Source organism: Pseudomonas sp. GW823-FHT03E05, assembly GCF_058796855.1.
The window spans coordinates 814,196-827,935 of the sequence record NZ_JBXAJB010000002.1; the positions used below are offsets into that span (position 1 = coordinate 814,196).

The 13,740-nt window shown below is 64.5% G+C and carries 10 protein-coding genes; all 10 read left to right on the forward strand.

The features are described 5' to 3' along the window. Positions 1-3 precede the first annotated feature (3 nt). Positions 4-1,485: a mannuronan synthase gene (alg8, locus tag AC1RCO_RS11470; protein ID WP_072451220.1), complete on the forward strand. Its 1,482-nt coding sequence runs from the start codon at positions 4-6 to the stop codon at positions 1,483-1,485. 35 nt (positions 1,486-1,520) lie between these two features. Beyond that, positions 1,521-2,690, forward strand: coding sequence for an alginate biosynthesis protein Alg44 (locus AC1RCO_RS11475; RefSeq protein WP_011059375.1), 1,170 nt, complete (start codon positions 1,521-1,523; stop codon positions 2,688-2,690). A gap of 83 nt (positions 2,691-2,773) precedes the next feature. Continuing rightward, the gene (gene algK, locus AC1RCO_RS11480; RefSeq protein WP_011059374.1) at positions 2,774-4,213 is read left to right on the forward strand and encodes an alginate biosynthesis TPR repeat lipoprotein AlgK; all 1,440 of its coding nucleotides are present in this window, start codon (positions 2,774-2,776) and stop codon (positions 4,211-4,213) included. Between the two features lie 161 nt (positions 4,214-4,374). Then, the gene (locus AC1RCO_RS11485; RefSeq protein WP_492617770.1) at positions 4,375-5,832 is read left to right on the forward strand and encodes an alginate export family protein; all 1,458 of its coding nucleotides are present in this window, start codon (positions 4,375-4,377) and stop codon (positions 5,830-5,832) included. Positions 5,833-5,858: 26 nt separating this feature from the next. Then, positions 5,859-7,448: a mannuronan 5-epimerase AlgG gene (algG, locus tag AC1RCO_RS11490; protein WP_169892757.1), complete on the forward strand. Its 1,590-nt coding sequence runs from the start codon at positions 5,859-5,861 to the stop codon at positions 7,446-7,448. A gap of 11 nt (positions 7,449-7,459) precedes the next feature. Then, positions 7,460-8,920: an alginate O-acetyltransferase gene (locus tag AC1RCO_RS11495; protein ID WP_011059371.1), complete on the forward strand. Its 1,461-nt coding sequence runs from the start codon at positions 7,460-7,462 to the stop codon at positions 8,918-8,920. Between the two features lie 8 nt (positions 8,921-8,928). Continuing rightward, positions 8,929-10,053, forward strand: coding sequence for a mannuronate-specific alginate lyase (locus AC1RCO_RS11500; protein ID WP_492617710.1), 1,125 nt, complete (start codon positions 8,929-8,931; stop codon positions 10,051-10,053). A gap of 210 nt (positions 10,054-10,263) precedes the next feature. Next, a complete protein-coding gene (locus AC1RCO_RS11505; protein ID WP_053149125.1) occupies positions 10,264-11,829 on the forward strand; it encodes an MBOAT family O-acyltransferase in 1,566 nt (521 codons plus the stop codon). An 11-nt stretch (positions 11,830-11,840) separates the two neighbouring features. Next, complete coding sequence (locus AC1RCO_RS11510) at positions 11,841-13,016, forward strand: alginate O-acetyltransferase (RefSeq protein WP_220223729.1); 1,176 nt, start codon at positions 11,841-11,843, stop codon at positions 13,014-13,016. 15 nt (positions 13,017-13,031) lie between these two features. Continuing rightward, a complete protein-coding gene (locus AC1RCO_RS11515; protein ID WP_011059367.1) occupies positions 13,032-13,700 on the forward strand; it encodes an alginate O-acetyltransferase AlgF in 669 nt (222 codons plus the stop codon). The last annotated feature ends 40 nt before the right edge of the window (positions 13,701-13,740 follow it).

Consider the following 13,740-nt stretch of genomic DNA (forward strand, 5'->3'; position numbering starts at 1 on the left):
ATTATGCACAGGCTAAAGCACGGCCTGCTTCAGGCCGCCGGTTGGCTGTTCTACTTGAGTTTGCTGATGGGCATGGCCTTGTTGCTGCCCGCCTCGACCTTCGACTCACAGTCCAAGGACTTCATTTTCCTGATTGGCGCCGTGGGCATCTGGCGCTACTCGATGGGTGCCACGCACTTCGTGCGCGGCATGCTGTTTCTCTACGTGGTCTACCCGCACCTGCGGCGCAAGGTGCGCAAGCTCGGCAGCGCGGCGGACCCGTCCCATGTGTACCTGATGGTCACCAGCTTCCGGATCGACGCGCTGACCACCGCCCAGGTCTACGGCTCGGTCATCCGTGAAGCCATCGACTGCGGCTTCCCCACCACCGTGGTCTGCTCGATCGTGGAAATGTCCGACGAGCTGTTGGTGAAAAGCCTGTGGGCGCGGATGAACCCGCCGGAGCGGGTCAAGCTGGACTTCGTGCGCATCCCCGGCACCGGCAAGCGTGATGGCCTGGCCTTCGGCTTTCGTGCCATCTCCCGCCACCTGCCGGACAGCCGCGCCGTGGTAGCGGTGATCGACGGTGACACCGTGCTCGGCGAAGGCGTGGTACGCAAGACCGTGCCCTGGTTCCAGCTGTTCGGCAATGTCGGCGGCCTGACCACCAACGAATTCTGCGAAGTGCGCGGCGGCTACATCATGAGCGAATGGCACAAGCTGCGCTTCGCCCAGCGCCACATCAACATGTGCTCCATGGCCCTGTCCAAGCGCGTGCTGACCATGACCGGGCGCATGTCGGTGTTTCGCGCCACCGTGGTCACCGACCCGGACTTCATCGCCGACGTGGAAAGCGACTCCCTGCAGCACTGGCGCCTGGGCCGCTTCAAGTTCCTTACCGGCGACGACAAGTCCAGCTGGTTCAGCCTGATGCGCCTGGGCTACGACACCTTCTACGTACCTGACGCGGCAATCAACACCGTGGAGCACCCGCCGGAGAAGAGCTTCATCAAGGCCAGCCGCAAGCTGATGTTCCGCTGGTACGGCAACAACCTGCGGCAGAACTCCCGGGCCCTCGGCCTGGGCATGAAACGCCTGGGGCTGTTCACCAGCGTGGTGCTGTTCGACCAGCGCGTGTCGATGTGGACCTCGCTGCTGGGCCTGACCGTGGCGATCATCGCCAGCTTCAAGTACGGCACCGCCTTCATCCTGGCCTACCTGCTGTGGATCGGCATTACCCGCCTGATCCTGACCCTGCTGCTGTCCTGCTCGGGGCACCGCATCGGCCCGGCCTACCCCTTGATTCTCTATTACAACCAGATCGTCGGCGCGCTGGTGAAGATCTACGTGTTCTTCCGCCTCGACCAGCAATCCTGGACCCGCCAGGACACCAAGCTGACCCGCGACCTGGCCAGTTTTCAACGTTGGTTCAACACCTGGTCGTCTCGGACCATGACCTTCTCGGCCGGCAGCGTGTTCGTCGCTGTCCTGCTGCTGATGGTCTGAACCGCCTTGCCTGAATTAACTAGGAAATCGACTCTATGAACACCGCCGTGAACGTCAATGTAGTGCATGAATCCGAAGCCCAACGCCAGCACGCCCGGGTCAAGATCCCGGCCAAGCTGCGCTTCTTCGGAACCGAGGCCAAGCCTCTTGAAGTGCGGGTCCACGACCTCTCCGCCGGCGGCCTGAGCTTCAACGCCGGGCAGCAGATGCTGACCGTGGGCGAAGTGCACAAGGGCCGCCTGCAATTTGTCATCGACAACCTCGGCCTGGCCATGGACGTCGAGCTGCAGGTCCGCTCCTTCGATCGCCAGAGCGGCCGGGTCGGTTGCCAGTTCCAGAACCTTGAACCCCAGGACATCTCCACCCTGCGCCACCTGATCACCTCGCACCTGGCCGGCGACATCGTCAGCATGGGCGACGTGCTCGCCACCCTGCAGCGGGACAACTTCACCAAGGCGCGCAAGAACAAGGACAGCGGCAGCGGCATGACTCCGCTGGGGCGCCTGCGGGCGGTGACCTTCAGCGCCGGGATCTTCATCGTCGGCCTTGCCGCCTTCGGTTTCATCCTCAAGTCGGTGTACGGCATGTACTTCGTCAGCCACGCCGAGGCCGGCCTGGTCAACGTTCCGGGGATGAACGTCACCATGCCGCGCGACGGCACCGTGCAGAGCCTGGTGCAGACCGATGGCAGCGTCGCCAAAGGCGCGCCCCTGGCCAGCTTCAGCACCAGCATGCTGGACGTGCTCAAGGGCCACCTGGACGAGAACCAGCTGCAACCGGCCAAGGTCGAGGAACTGTTCGGCAAGCAGATGACCGGCACCCTGACCTCCCCCTGCGACTGCACCGTGGCCCAGCAACTGGTGGCCGACGGGCAGTACGCCAGCAAGGGCGACGTGATCTTCCAGCTGGTGCCGCGCAATAGCCTGGCCAATGTCGAGGCGCGGTTCTCCTACCGCCAGTTCGGCGACGTGCGCCCGGGCACCAAGGTCAACTTCCAGATCGCCGGCGAGGATGAAGTGCGCACCGGCACCATCGTCAGCAGCGCCAGCCTCAACAGCAACGACCTGTCCTCCGACATCCGCGTACAGATCAAGCCCGACGCGCCCCTGAGCAGCGCCTTCGCCGGCCGCCCGGTGGAAGTCAGCAGCGACCGCGGCCCGTCGATGAACTGGCTGATCGACAAAGCCATGGCTGCGGGTCTGTAACCATGAGAGTGCCTACCCAGCTCCCTGTAGCCGCTGCCGCAGGCTGCGCCCGGCCGCGCAGCGGACGCCATCCGGCCGACTCGATGCTCCCCGACAACCAGCACGAGCGCTTCGCGCTCGATCGCAGCCTGCGGCAGCGGCTACAGGGTTCGGTGTTGCCTTTGGTCGCGGCGCTGGCCCTGGCCGGTTGCGCCGGCCTGCCGGACCAGCGCCTGGCCAACGAGGCCCTGAAGCGCGGCGACACCGCCCTGGCCCAGCAGAACTACCGCCAACTGGCAGACCTGGGCTACAGCGAAGCGCAAGTGGGCCTGGCCGACATTCAGGTGGAAAGCCGCGACCCGGCGCAGATCAAGCAGGCCGAGGCCACCTACCGCGCCGCGGCCGACACCTCGCCCCGTGCCCAGGCGCGCCTGGGGCGCCTGCTGGTGGCCAAGCCCGGCTCCAGCGAGGCCGAGCAGCACGAAGCCGAAGGCCTGCTGAAGAAAGCCTTTGCCAATGGCGAAGGCAACACCCTGATCCCCCTGGCGATGCTGTACCTGCAATACCCCCACAGCTTCCCCAACGTCGACGCCCAGCAGCAGATCAGCCAATGGCGCGCCGCCGGCTATCCGGAAGCCGGTCTGGCCCAGGTCCTGCTGTACCGCACCCAGGGCACCTACGACCAGCACCTGGACCAGGTGGAAAGCATCTGCAAGGCCGCCCTCGACAGCACCGACATCTGCTACGTCGAGCTGGCCACCGTCTACCAGAAACGCGGCCAGCCAGAACAGCAGGCCGAGCTGATCAAGCGACTGCAGGCCGGCTACAGCCGTGGCAGCGTCAGTGCCCAGCGGGTCGACAGCGTGGCCCGGGTACTGGGCGATGCCAGTCTTGGCAAGCCGGACGAAAAGACCGCCCAGGCCCTGCTGGAGCAGGTCGCCCCCGGCTACCCGGCCTCCTGGGTCAGCCTGGCGCAACTGCTCTACGACTTCCCCGAGCTGGGTGACGTCGACAAGATGATGGAATACCTGGAGAACGGCCGCGCCGCCGACCAGCCCCGGGCCGAACTGCTGCTGGGCAAGCTCTACTACGAAGGCAAGTGGGTGCCGGCGGACGCCAAGGTGGCCGAGGCGCACTTCCAGAAAGCCGTGGGCCGCGAAGTCGCCGCCGACTACTACCTGGGGCAGATCTACCGCCGTGGCTACCTGGGCCAGGTGTACCCGCAAAAAGCCCTGGACCACCTGCTGACGGCTGCCCGCAACGGCCAGAACAGCGCCGACTTCGCCATTGCCCAGCTGTTTTCCCAGGGCCGCGGCACCGCGCCCAACCCGGTCAACGCCTACGTCTTCAGCCAGTTGGCCAAGGCCCAGGACACCCCACAGGCCAACGAACTGGCCCAGCAGCTGGATCAACAACTGCCCCCCGGCCAGCGCGCCGAAGCCCAGCGCCTGCTGCAACAGGAGCAGGCGGCGCGCGGTGCCCTGACCCAGAACACGCTGCAACTGCACGCGCTGCAGGAAGAAGACGGCGAGGAATCCCTATGAAGTCCATCCCATTCAACACCGCCCCTGTAGCCGCTACCGCAGGCTGCGACCAAGCGCGAAGCGCTCGCCACGCCTGCCCTCGCGAATCGCGGCCGCTGCGCGAACGGGCACACCCCGCCGCCACAACCACAGGCAAGCGCTTGTGCCTGTCGAAACTGGGCATGGCCCTGGGTTTTGCCATGATCTGGTCCAACCCGACCCTGGCGGCCATCACCGACACCAAGAACTTCGGCCTGGAAGTGAAGATCACCGGCCAGTCCGAGGACGATCGCGACCTGGGCACCCAGGGCGGTGGCGACGTCAACGGCATCGGCCTCGACCTGCGGCCCTGGGTCTATGGCGAAAGCGGCAACTGGAGCGCCTACGCCATGGGCCAGGCAGTGACCGCAAGCGACGTGATCGAAACCGACACCCTGCAACAGTCCGGCGACGACGCCAGCCAGCAGTCCAGCAACGATGACCGCAAGACCAAGAAGAACTACCTGGCCATGCGCGAGTTCTGGGTCGGCTACAGCGGCTTCACCGCCTACCCTGGCGAGCAGTTGAAGTTCGGCCGCCAGCGCCTGCGCAACGATGACGGGCAATGGCGCGACACCAACATCGAGGCGCTGAACTGGACCTTCGACACCACCCTGCTGCGGGCCAACCTGGGGGCCGCCGAGCGCTTCAGTGAATACCGCACCGACCTCAAGGAGCTGGCGCCCAAGGACAAGGACCGCCTGCACCTGTACGCCGACGCCGCCTACCAGTGGACGCCCGGCCAGTGGGTGGGCATCCGCGCCCACCATACCCAAGACGACGGCAAGCTCGACTATGCCCAGCCCGGCGTGGCCAGCGACCCGCTGGACAAGAAGGAAAACGGCGACCTGACCTGGCTCGGCCTGGAAGCCAACAGCGACGCCTTTAACTGGCGCAACACCAATACCGTCAACTACTGGGCCAGCCTCACCGGCATGCGCGGCGACCGCGATACGGTCAACCCGCTGAACGCCGATGGCAGCCGCCCGACCCAAGCCAAGCGCGGGGACAACCTCAACGGCTGGGCCACCGACCTGGGCGTGCGCCTGCGCCTTGACCCGAACTGGCAAGTGGGCGCGGCCTATGCCCGGGCCAGCGCCGAGTACGAACAGAACGGCCTGCAAAGCAACCGCTCCAACTACACCGGTACTCGCTCCCGGGTGCACCGCTTCGGCGAAGCCTTCCGGGGCGAAATGAACAACACCCAGAGCGCCACCCTGTTCGGTTCCTGGCAACTGCGCGAGGACTACGACGCCAGCCTGGTCTACCACAAGTTCTGGCGTGTGGACGGCAACAAACCGGTGGGCAGCAACGGCATCAACGCAGTGGACAACAACTACGACGACACCACCGGCGCCCTGCTCAGCAGCACCTCGCTGCCGCTCATGGATGGCAAGAAGGACCTCGGCCAGGAGATGGACCTGGTGGTCACCAAGTACTTCAAGCAAGGCCTGTTGCCCGCGGCCCTGAGCCAGTCGATCGATGAACCTTCGGCCCTGGTGCGTTTGCGCGGTGGCGTGTTCAAGCCCGGCGACGCCTACGGCAAAGAGGTCGACTCCTACATGCACCGCGCCTTTATCGACGTGATCTGGCGCTTCTGATGCAAGCCGCTAAAGGAGTGCCCGACATGCCTACTCAAACTCTCCAGAGCCCGTTGTCCAGAGGCTCCCTGAGCCTCCTGGCCGGCGCCCTGCTGCTGGCCAGCAGCAGCGCCTTCGCCACTGCCGAGACGGCCAAGGCGCCGATCATCGCCAAGGAGCTGCAACAGGCCAAGACCTACACCGTCAGCAGTGCTCCCACCGAGCCCCTGGCCCTGGCCAAGCCGACCCTGCCCGACCTCTCCGGCTACACCGCCGAGGCGGCCGCGGCGAAGATCGTGCGCAGCAAGCCGGGCAAGATCAGCGTGCGCCGGATGATGCAGGAAGACGCCCTGAAGGACTTTATCGGCGGTGACAACAAGATGGCCGAATGGGTGGTGCGCCAGCACGGCATACCCCAGGCGATCTTCATCGACGACGGCTACGTCAACCTCAAGGAACTGGTGGGCAAGCTGCCCAAGCAGTACATCAGCGAAACCGCGCCCGGGGTCTACCTCGCCCGCCTGCCCATCGTCGTCGGCCGCCACGGCATCCTGGAAATCGACAAACAGACCCAGGAGCTGCGCCTGTCCCAGGAAAGCGGCTCGTTCCTGGTCAACGATGGCCAGCTGTTCGTGCGTGACACCAAGGTCACGGGCTGGCGCGAAAAGGACAACGGCCCGGCGACCTTCCGCTCGCCCAAGGAATTCCGCCCGTTCCTGCTGGCCTGGGGCGGCACCGAGACTTACATCGTCAACAGCACGATGGCCAGCTTCGGCTACGCCAACTCCAAGTCCTACGGGGTGAGTATTTCCCAGTACACGCCGAACATGGCCAAGGTGCTCAAGCGCCCCGAGCCCACCGGCTGGATCGTCGGCTCGACGTTCTCGGACATGTGGTACGGCTTCTACTGCTACGAGACCCGGGACTTCGTGCTCAAGGGCAACACCTACAAGGACAACATCGTCTACGGCATCGACCCCCACGACCGTTCCCATGGCCTGATCATTGCCGACAACACCGTCCACGGCACCAAGAAGAAGCACGGCATCATCATTTCCCGGGAAGTGAACGACAGCTTCATCTTCAACAACCGCAGCTACGACAACCACCTCTCCGGGCTGGTGATCGACCGTAACAGCGTCAACAACCTGATCGCCTACAACGAGATCTACCGCAACCACACCGACGGCATCACCCTCTACGAGAGTGCCGACAACCTGATCTACGGCAACAAGGTGATCAGCAACCGCCGCCACGGCATCCGCATTCGCAACAGCGTGAACATCCGCCTGTACGAAAACATCGCCATGGCCAACGGCCTGACCGGGGTCTACGGCCACATCAAGGACCTTTCCGACACCGACCGCGACATCAAGCTCGACCCGTTCGACGCCCAGGTCTCGCTGATCGTGGTCGGCGGCGAGCTGGCCGCCAACGGCAGCGGGCCGATGTCCATCGACTCCCCCTTGAGCGTGGAGCTGTACCGGGTCTCCATGCTGGCGCCGACCAAAAGCAGCGGCATCAGCTTCTCCGGGGTCCTGGGCGACCGCCAGGATGAAATTCTCGACCTGCTGGTGCGCCAGCAGAAAGCCGTGTTGATCGACCCCGTCGAACGCCAGACCGAATTGCGGGATTGAGGATGACTTTCATGCACCCACACTGGATCAAACTCCTGGGCCTGTCGGCCCTGACCGCGGGGATTCTCGCCGCCAGCGCCGGCGCCCGTGCCGACGAAACCAGCGCCACGAGCGCCGCGCCGAACTTCAAGGCCGAGCCGTGCTGCAACCTGTGCCCGGCCGCCCACGACGCAAAGAACTACGTGACCCGCTACCAGCAGAACTTCACCACCCTGGTGCAAGCCCAGGGCGACTGGCTGTTCCGTACCCAGGAAGATTTGCGCACCGAGTTCAACACCACTCCCGAAGGCTACCGCCGCCTCAAGCAGTTGCACGAAGCCTTCAAGAGCAAGGGCGTGGAACTGGTGGTGGTCTATCAGCCGACCCGCGGCCTGGTGAACCGCAACAAGCTCAACCCGGCGGAGAAAGCCCGTTTCGACTATGACAAGGCGCTGAGCAACTACAAGGCCATGCTCGGGCGCTTCGCGCAGATGGGCTACGTGGTGCCGGACCTCTCGCCGCTGACCAACGAACAACTGCCCGATACCCTGCCGGCCCACGACTTCTACTTCCGCGGCGACCAGCACTGGACCCCTTATGGCGCCCAGCGCACGGCGAAGATCGTCGCCGACAAGGTCAAGCAGTTGCCGGCCTTTGCCGACATTCCACGGCGTGAATTCGAAACCCACAAGTCCGGGCGCATGGGCAAGACCGGCACCCTGCACAACATGGCCGGCCAGTTGTGCGGCACCAGCTACGCCATCCAGTACATGGACCAGTTCACCACCGAGCCCAAGGGCGAGGCTGGCGACGGCGACCTGTTCGGCGACTCCGGCAACCCGCAGATCACCCTCGTGGGCACCAGCCACAGTGGCAAGAACTACAACTTCGCCGGCTTCCTGGAAGAGGCCATCGGTGCCGACATCCTCAACGTCGCCTTCCCCGGCGGCGGCCTGGAAGGCTCGATGCTGCAGTACCTGGGCAGCGACGAGTTCCAGAAGAGCCCGCCGAAGATCCTCATCTGGGAATTCTCGCCGTTGTACCGCCTGGACCAGGAAACCATCTACCGGCAGATGATGGCCCTGTTGGACAACGGCTGCGAGGGCAAGGACGCGCAGATGACCGGCAGCACCACCCTCAAGCCCGGCAAGAACGAATTGCTGGTCAACAGCAAGAACATGGACCTGCGCAACAGCGGTCATCAGGTCGACATCCGCTTCGCCGACACCTCGGTGAAAACCCTGCAAGCCACCCTCTGGTACATGAACGGGCGCCACGAGGACATCAAGATCGAAAAACCGGAAACGTCCGACACCGACGGGCGCTTCGCCTTCGAACTGCGCACCGACGAAGACTGGGCCTCGCAGAACCTGCTGGCGGTCGAGATCCAGGGCCCGGAAGCGGGCACTGCGGGGCAGAAGGTCGAAGCGAAAATTTGCAAACGCAACGTATTCCCGAGCGCCGAGCAACGCACCGCGCAGATCGGGCAATGAGGTTACCTATGCAAAGCACAGACTTGAAACGCTTGTTGATACCCAGCCTGCTGGGGCTGGCCATCGTCACCGGCAGCGCCCAGGCCGCCGCGCCGCTGCGCCCGCCCCAGGGCTATTACGCCCCGGTGGACAAGTTCAAGAGCGGCGACAACAGCGAGGGCTGCGACGCCATGCCGGCGCCCTACACCGGCGCCCTGCAGTTTCGCAGCAAGTACGAAGGCTCGGACAAGGCCCGGGCGACCCTCAACGTGCAGTCCGAACAGGCCTTTCGTGACACCACCGCGGACATCACCAAGATCGAGCGCGGTACCAGCAAGCGGGTCATGCAGTTCATGCGCGACGGCCGCCCTGAACAGCTGGACTGCACCCTCGCCTGGCTCAGCGCCTGGGCCCAGGCCGATGCGCTGATGTCCAAGGACTTCAACCACACCGGCAAGTCCATGCGCAAATGGGCCCTGGGCAGCATGGCCTCGGCCTACCTGCGGCTGAAGTTCTCCGACTCCCACCCCCTGGCCACCCACCAGGAACAGGCACAGAAGATCGAGGCCTGGTTCAGCAAGATGGCCGACCAGGTGGTCAGCGACTGGGACAACCTGCCCCTGGACAAGACCAACAACCACTCCTACTGGGCCGCCTGGTCGGTGATGGCCACCGCCGTGGCCACCAACCGCCGCGACCTGTTCGACTGGGCGGTCAAGGAATACAAGGTCGGCGCCAACCAGGTCGATGCCGACGGCTTCTTGCCCAACGAACTCAAGCGCCAGCAGCGGGCCCTGGCCTACCACAACTACGCCCTGCCGCCGCTGGCAATGATCGCCAGCTTCGCCCAGGTCAACGGCGTCGACCTGCGCCAGGAGAACAACAGCGCCCTCAAGCGCCTGGGCGAGCGGGTGCTGGCCGGGGTCAAGAACCCGGACACCTTCGAGAAGAAAAACGGCAAGCAGCAGGACATGACCGACCTCAAGGTCGACTCGAAATTCGCCTGGCTGGAACCCTACTGCAGCCTCTACACCTGCGCCCCGGAGACATTGGAGCGCAAGCACAAGATGCAGCCGTTCAAGACTTTCCGCCTGGGTGGCGACCTGACCAAGGTCTACGACCCGGCCCATGAAAAGGGCAGCACAAACCCGTAGCACCTGAACCTGTAGCCGCTGCCGAGGTACGAGGCTGCGACGCGGTCCGCAGGACCGCCCCCAGGGGCCGCTTCGCAGCCCATCGCAGCCTCGTGCCTCGGCAGCGGCTACAGAGAGCGTCATGAATGCAGTACGCCTCCCACGTTTTTTCAGTGGGGGGTTTGGGGGGGCTCCGGCCTCTGACTATTGGTTAAACATGGAGAGATCGGGATGGTTTTCTCATCCAATGTGTTCCTGTTCCTGTTCCTGCCGATCTTTCTCGGCTTGTACTACTTGAGCGGGCAACGCTATCGCAACTTGCTGCTGCTGATCGCCAGCTATGTGTTCTATGCCTGGTGGCGCGTGGACTTCCTGGCGCTGTTCGCCGGGGTCACCCTGTGGAACTACTGGATCGGCCTGAAAGTCGGCGCCGCCGGTGTCAGGACCAAACCCGCCCAGCGCTGGCTGCTGCTGGGGGTGGCGGTGGACCTGTGCATCCTCGGCTACTTCAAGTACGCCAACTTCGGCGTCGACAGCATCAACGCCATCATGACCTCCATGGGGCTTGAGCCGTTCATCCTGACCCACGTGCTGCTGCCGATCGGCATCTCGTTCTACATCTTCGAGTCCATCAGCTACATCATCGACGTCTACCGCGGCGACACCCCGGCCACCCGCAACCTGATCGACTTCGCGGCGTTCGTGGCGATCTTCCCGCACCTGATCGCCGGCCCCGTGCTGCGCTTTCGTGACCTGGCGGACCAGTTCAACAACCGCACCCACACCCTGGACAAGTTCTCCGAAGGCTGCACGCGGTTCATGCAGGGCTTCATCAAGAAAGTGTTCATCGCCGACACCCTGGCGGTGGTCGCCGACCACTGCTTCGCCCTGCACAACCCCACCACGGGCGATGCCTGGCTCGGCGCCCTGGCCTACACCGCGCAGCTGTACTTCGACTTCTCCGGCTACAGCGACATGGCCATCGGCCTGGGCTTGATGATGGGTTTTCGCTTCATGGAAAACTTCAAGCAGCCCTACATCAGCCAGTCGATCACCGAGTTCTGGCGGCGCTGGCACATCAGCCTCTCTACCTGGCTGCGCGACTACCTGTACATCACCCTGGGCGGCAACCGCAAAGGCACCCTGATCACCTACCGCAACCTGTTCCTGACCATGCTCCTGGGCGGCCTGTGGCACGGCGCCAACTTCACCTACATCGTCTGGGGCGCCTGGCACGGCATGTGGCTGGCCATCGAAAAGGCCCTGGGCATCAATACCACGCCGCGCAGCCTGAACCCGGTGCGCTGGGCCCTGACCTTCCTGCTGGTGGTGATGGGCTGGGTGATCTTCCGCGCCGAGAACCTGCACGTAGCAGGCCGCATGTACGGCGCGATGTTCAGCTTTGGCGACTGGTCGCTGTCGGAACTCAACCGCGCCAGCCTCACCGGCCTGCAAGTGGCGACCCTGATCCTGGCCTACGCCACCCTGGCGTTCTTCGGCCTGCGTGACCTGTACCGCAACCCGGCGCCGGTCAAGGCCAAGCCCGAGGTCACTACCGCCGCCGACGGCCCGGCCAGCGCCCAGCCCGGCCTGATCAAGGCGGTGCCCGGGGACAACCCCGGCAGCATTCACCAGCCGGGCTACATCGTCGGCACCGAGGCCCAGGTACAGCCGGCCTACTGGACTGCCGACTGGTCGCGCTACGCCATGCGCGCCCTGGTGCTGCTGCTGTTCATTGCCTCGATTCTCAAACTCTCGGCGCAAAGCTTCTCGCCGTTCCTTTACTTCCAGTTCTGAGGGATCTGCCCATGACCCGCTCATTACGTGTGTTCTACATCGCCCTGTTCCTGCTGACCCTGCTGGTGCTGGGGGTGTGGTCGGCGCGCAGCTTCTTCGGTTTCAGTACCAACAACGACGCCACCGTGCTCAACGGGCGCTGGGCCAAGGCGGTGGAAACCCACTACGACGACCAGTTCCCGATCAAGCGCCTGGGCACCAACCTCTGGGCCGCCCTGGACTTCAAGCTGTTCAACGAAGGGCGCCCGGGGGTGGTGCTGGGCCGTGACCAGTGGCTGTACAGCGATGAAGAGTTCAACCCCGTGGTCAACGAGGAGCTCAATCTGCAGGGCAACTACGCCCTGGTGGAAGGCGTGCGCCAGACCCTCAAGGAGCACGGGGTGAAACTGGTGATGGCGATCGTTCCGGCCAAGGTGCGCCTGTACCCGGAACACATGGACGAAGTGCGCCCGGCGCGCATCCACGCCAACCTCTACCAGGACTTCCACGCCCGGGTCGCTGCCGACAAGATCCTTGCCCCCGACCTGCTTGGCCCCCTGCAACAGGCCAAGCAACAGGGCCAGCAAGTGTTCCTGCGCACCGACACCCACTGGACCCCCGCCGGCGCCGAGATCGTCGCCCGGCAACTGGCCCTGACCATCGCCGCCAAGACCCCGCTCAGCGGTCAGCCACAGCGCTTCGTCACCGAGACCGAAGAGACCGTGGAACACAAGGGCGACCTGCGCCGCTTCCTGCCCCTGGACCCGCTGTTCGAAAACCTGATGCCGGCCGAAGAGCCCCTGCAAAAGCGCGTGACCCGGGCCAGCGATGAACAGCCGGCCGCCGACGACGCGCTGTTCGCCGACCGCGAAGTGCCGGTGACCCTGGTGGGCACCAGCTACAGCGCCAACCCCAGCTGGAACTTCGTCGGCGCCCTGAAACAGGCCCTGCACAGCGACGTGCTGAGCTACGCCGAAGACGGCCACGGCCCGATCCTGCCGATGCTCAGCTACCTGAAAAGCGACGACTTCAAGAACAACCCGCCCCAGGTGCTGATCTGGGAATTCCCTGAACGCTATCTGCCTGTGAACAACGAAATCGGCGACGCCGACCCGCAGTGGGTCGCAGAGCTCAAGCAAGCCGGTGCTCGCCAACAGAACGTAGCTGCACTCAACAAATCCGAGACGCCCGACCGGGCGCAAAACTGAAAAGAGGTAACACTCATGACTTTCACTACTACTCCTCGTCGTCTCGCTGCCAAATCCCTGAAAGCTGCCGTATTGGCCGCGGGCCTGGGCTTGCTATCAGCTCCGGTATTCGCCGGTGGCGATGCCGCCCTGTACGGCCCCACCGCGCCCAAGGGCTCGACCTTCGTGCGCCTGTACAACGCCAGCAACAGCGAAGTCAGCGCCACGGTGGGCAGCACCAACGTCAATGACGTCGCGCCCCTGGCCAGCAGCGACTTCAGCTTCATGCCCGGCGGCGACTACACCGCCAAGGTGGGCAGCCAGAGCGTGCCGGTGAAACTGGCCGCCGATCACTATTACACCCTGGTCAACAACGCCAGCGGCCAGCCGCAACTGATCGAAGAACCGCCGTTCAAGAACAAGCAGAAATCCCTGGTGCGGGTGCAGAACCTCAGCGACCAGGCCTTGACCCTGAAGACCGCCGACGGCAAGACCGATGTGGTCAAGGCCGTGGCCGCCAAGGGCCGCGGCGAGCGCGAAATCAACCCGGTGAAGGTCAGCTTCGCCCTGTATGACGGCGAGAAAAAGGTCAGCGACCTCAAGCCCGTGGCCCTGGAGCGCGGCGAAGCAGCGGTGCTCTACGTCACCGGCAACGGCAGCAACCTGTCGCCGGTCTGGGTCAAGCGCCCGGTTTCCACCCGCTAATGAATTTCCGGAAGGCTGCTCCCCGCCTCTCGTAGGAGCT